This window comes from Sodalis sp. (in: enterobacteria) (assembly GCF_047607725.1).
Taxonomy (GTDB): Bacteria; Pseudomonadota; Gammaproteobacteria; order Enterobacterales; family Enterobacteriaceae; genus JBLKSS01.
Map to the genome: position 1 here is coordinate 10,345 of NZ_JBLKSS010000093.1, position 2,789 is coordinate 13,133.

The 2,789-nt window shown below is 56.7% G+C and carries 3 protein-coding genes; 2 read left to right on the top strand and 1 reads right to left on the bottom strand.

Annotation, left to right across the window (positions count from 1 at the left end):
- Positions 1-223: 223 nt before the first annotated feature.
- Entirely contained in the window at positions 224-580 is a 357-nt protein-coding gene (locus tag ACMX3H_RS09125) for a DUF4156 domain-containing protein (RefSeq protein ID WP_415210581.1), read from the top strand.
- 289 nt (positions 581-869) lie between these two features.
- On the opposite strand, the gene epmB is transcribed toward ACMX3H_RS09125, so the two are convergent.
- A complete protein-coding gene (epmB, locus tag ACMX3H_RS09130) occupies positions 870-1,898 on the bottom strand; it encodes an EF-P beta-lysylation protein EpmB (protein WP_415210582.1) in 1,029 nt (342 codons plus the stop codon).
- Between the two features lie 40 nt (positions 1,899-1,938).
- Between epmB and efp the strand changes: the two genes are divergently transcribed.
- A complete protein-coding gene (gene efp / locus ACMX3H_RS09135; protein ID WP_415210583.1) occupies positions 1,939-2,505 on the top strand; it encodes an elongation factor P in 567 nt (188 codons plus the stop codon).
- The last annotated feature ends 284 nt before the right edge of the window (positions 2,506-2,789 follow it).

Consider the following 2,789-nt stretch of genomic DNA (forward strand, 5'->3'; position numbering starts at 1 on the left):
TNANNNANTCCCCCCGTATCGCTAATGGCGTTGAAACCCCCGGCTTGCCGGGGGTTTTTGTTTTTTTGGTAAAAAATTATCAACGAAGCGGGTTTTAGGGTATAAATTCATCAGGGCGTCCACAGGACGGGCCGCCGGATAAAACGGGCCGGCCGCGCGCCAGCGGGGAGCGTGGCGCGCACAGCAAATTTGCCATACCCTTCAGGAATTCATGAGGAAAAAGATGCGGACCAAATTCTTAATGATGCTTTGTGCCGGCAGTCTGTTGGTGGCGGGATGCAGCAGCACGCATGATTTAACAGCGGCCGGCCAGTCGGTGCGTTTCACCGATACCCAGCCCGGCAGCGAGTGCCGCCTTTTGGGCGAGCTTACCGGTACCCAGAGTAACTGGTTTTCCGGCCAGGACGGCGAAAACAGCGCCATGCGTGGGGCCGCGAATGATTTGAGGAACCGCGCGGCCACAATGGGCGGCAACGTTATCTACGGCGCCAGCAGCCCGGTCAGTAAAAAAGAAACCTACCTGGCGAGCTTTGTGCCGCTGGACAGCAAAATTCAGGGCCAGGTCTATAACTGCCCGTAATGCCGTAATTACCTAATGCTGTAATGCCCGGACCTGCTTATATGCCCTGCGGTCACGGTAGAGCCCGTTTGCCGGCTGCTGTACTCCGCCGGCAGGCATCGGGCCATGGCGCGCCCTCTCCGGCAAGCTTAGGGTAAAGGCGCGCTGCTCGACCTAGGCCGGGTCAGGCCCGTTACTCGGTAATCCCCCGCGCCCCGGCGCGTTAACCGGTGGGCAGCCACTATACTATCGCCAGCCTGCCGGCACTCCTTCGCACTCTGGCGCGTTAGCCGCTGGACAGCCAATGCCGTCAGCGTTGCCGTAGTCCCAGATCCAGCGGTGTCTTGCTGCTCTCGCCGCCAATTTCCCGCGCCAGCCTCGGCACCAGATAGCCTGACACTTTCTCCAGCAGTTGCCGCATAATCTCCCGTGCTTGGGTATCCTGCACCATAAAATGCGCAGCCCCCTGTACCCTATCTAGCACATGCAGGTAATAGGGTAAAATGCCGGCGGCGAAAAGGGTTTCACTGAGCGCGGCCAGCGTATCAGCGTTATCATTTACGCCGCGCAGCAGTACGCTTTGGTTGAGTAATGTCACCCGCGCATTGCGCAGCCGTGTCATACTGTCGCAGACGGCGGCATCGATTTCACGGGCGTGGTTGATGTGGGTCACTAGCACCACCTTCAGCCGGCAGCCGGCCAGCCGCTGGCAAAGACACGCGGTAATACGTGCCGGGATGACGACCGGCAGCCTGCTGTGAATGCGCAGGGTGGTCAGATGGGGGATCTCTTCCAACAGACAAATAAGCTCATCCAGCTCATGATCTTTAGCCATTAACGGGTCGCCGCCGGAAAGAATGATCTCATTCAGTTCAGGGTGCTGCCGGATATAGGCCACGGCGCGCAGCCAATTCGTTTTGTTGCCCTGATTATCCTGATAGGGATAATGGCGCCGAAAACAGTAGCGGCAATTGACCGCGCAGCCGCCTTTCACCAGCATCAGCGCGCGGTTTTGGTATTTATGCAGCAGGCCGGGCACCACGCTGTGCTGCTCGTCCAGCGGATCGGTGCTGAATCCCGGCGCTCGATCGAATTCCTCACGTGCCGTAATCACCTGGCGCAAGAGCGGATCGTCCGGATCGCCCGGTAGCATGCGCGCCGCAAAAGCGCAGGGAACGCGAAACGGGAACAGGCGCCGCGCCTCGACTCCCTCGCGCAGGTCGGGGTGTTGCCCGAGCCCAAGAAGCTCCAGGAGTTGCACAGGGTCGGTGATGACATCGGCAAGTTGATGTAACCATTCTTCTCTAGCGGGCGTATTTCGGATTATAATATGTGCCATTTTTTGGCTTAATTACCAAGTTTATATTAAGAGGACCACCATGGCGTCTTATAGTACCAATGAATTCCGTTCCGGTCTTAAAATCATGCTTGATGGCGAGCCGTGCGCGATCATTGATAATGAATTCGTGAAGCCCGGCAAAGGCCAGGCGTTCAACCGGGTCCGTCTGCGCAAGCTGGTTTCCGGCAAAGTGCTGGAAAAAACCTTCAAATCCGGTGACTCGGTGGAAGCCGCCGATGTGATGGATATCAACCTGACTTACCTGTACAGCGACGGTGAGTTTTGGCATTTCATGAATAATGAAAACTTTGAACAGCTGGCCGCCGATGCCAAAGCCGTTGGCGATAACGCCAAATGGCTGGTCGAACAGGCCGAATGCGTGCTGACATTGTGGAACGGCCAGCCGATCGCCGTGACGCCGCCTAACTTCGTGGAGCTGGAAATCACCGAAACCGACCCGGGCCTCAAAGGCGATACCGCCGGCACCGGCGGCAAACCCGCCACGCTGACCACCGGTGCGGTGGTGAAAGTACCGTTGTTCGTTCAGATTGGTGAAGTGATCAAAGTGGATACGCGCTCCGGCGAGTATGTCTCTCGGGTTAAATAACGCGTTACGGGAAACGCCGTCTTAGAGGCGGCGGTAGCTGACTTTTGGCATTCGTGGATTTTTGGAACCTGGTTGACAAAAATGACCAAGTTATTGCTGCTCGCCGTTCTGGCGTTAACGACTTTAAGCGGGTGTAATACCACCGTAAGCGCCCCGTGGAGGACGTCTTGAATTATTGGTGGGTTTGTTGTATGGCCCGGTAAGAATATGTTCCACTACGATGCCTAGTGAACCCGCATCCTATAAGGGACGGCTGTCAGATCATGGATAATCCGGTGATGATA